This is a genomic window from Jannaschia formosa, assembly GCF_003340555.1.
Classification (GTDB): domain Bacteria; phylum Pseudomonadota; class Alphaproteobacteria; order Rhodobacterales; family Rhodobacteraceae; genus Jannaschia; species Jannaschia formosa.
In genome coordinates this window covers 1-1,331 of sequence record NZ_QPLJ01000087.1, presented here as the reverse complement: position 1 = coordinate 1,331, position 1,331 = coordinate 1, and the positions used below count along the sequence as shown (strand labels likewise).

At 67.6% G+C, this 1,331-nt stretch carries 1 protein-coding gene; it reads left to right on the top strand.

The features are described from left to right. Positions 1–12 precede the first annotated feature (12 nt). Positions 13–1,188 carry an elongation factor Tu gene (tuf, locus tag DR046_RS22890; protein ID WP_115384632.1) on the top strand — a complete coding sequence of 392 codons (1,176 nt, stop codon included), beginning with the start codon at positions 13–15 and terminating at the stop codon, positions 1,186–1,188. Positions 1,189–1,331: the final 143 nt, after the last annotated feature.

The following is a 1,331-nucleotide window of genomic DNA, read 5'->3' as shown; positions in this document are numbered from 1 at the left end:
AGGAGACCTTCGATGGCGAAGGCAAAGTTCGAACGCACGAAGCCGCACGTGAACATCGGGACGATCGGCCACGTGGACCACGGCAAGACGACGCTGACGGCGGCGATCACGAAGTATTTCGGCGACTTCCGGGCCTATGACCAGATCGACGGCGCGCCGGAGGAGAAGGCGCGCGGGATCACGATCTCGACGGCGCATGTGGAATACGAGACCGAGGCGCGGCACTACGCGCATGTCGACTGCCCGGGCCATGCGGATTACGTCAAGAACATGATCACGGGTGCGGCGCAGATGGACGGCGCGATCCTCGTGGTGAACGCGGCCGACGGCCCGATGCCGCAGACGCGCGAGCACATCTTGCTCGGCCGCCAGGTCGGCATCCCGACGATGGTCGTCTACATGAACAAGGTCGACCAGGTCGACGACGAGGAGCTGCTGGAGCTCGTCGAGATGGAGATCCGGGAGCTGCTGTCCTCCTACGAGTATCCGGGCGACGACATCCCGGTGATCCCGGGCTCGGCGCTGCACGCGATGAACGGGACCGAGCCGGAGATCGGCGAGCAGTCGATCCGCAAGCTGATGGCGGCCGTGGACGAGTGGATCCCGACGCCGGAGCGCGCGGTGGACCAGCCCTTCCTGATGCCGGTCGAGGACGTGTTCTCGATCTCGGGCCGCGGCACGGTGGTGACGGGGCGCGTGGAGCGCGGCGTGATCAACGTGGGCGACGAGATCGAGATCGTCGGCATCCGCGACACCAAGAAGACGACCTGCACGGGCGTCGAGATGTTCCGCAAGCTGCTCGACCGCGGCGAGGCGGGCGACAACATCGGCGCGCTCCTGCGCGGCATCGACCGTGACGGTGTGGAGCGGGGCCAGGTTCTCTGCAAGCCGGGCTCGGTGAAGCCGCACAAGAAGTTCGAGGCCGAGGCCTACATCCTGACCAAGGAGGAGGGCGGCCGCCACACGCCGTTCTTCGCGAACTACCGGCCGCAGTTCTACTTCCGGACGACGGACGTGACGGGGACGGTCGTGCTCAACGAGGGCACGGAGATGGTGATGCCGGGCGACAACGTGGCGTTCGGGGTCGAGCTGATCGCGCCGATCGCGATGGAGCAGGGCCTGCGCTTCGCGATCCGCGAAGGCGGCCGCACCGTCGGCGCCGGCGTGGTGTCGAAGATCGTCGAGTAATCGACGATCCGGCGCGCCGGCAGAGCCTGTCGCAGATCGTCGGATCGGGCAGTCTGCCGCAAGGGCGCCTGCCGCCAGACAGACAGCACAAGGGGCCCCGCGGGGCCCCTTGTCGCGTGAGGCCAAGCCCTTCGCCGGAGGGG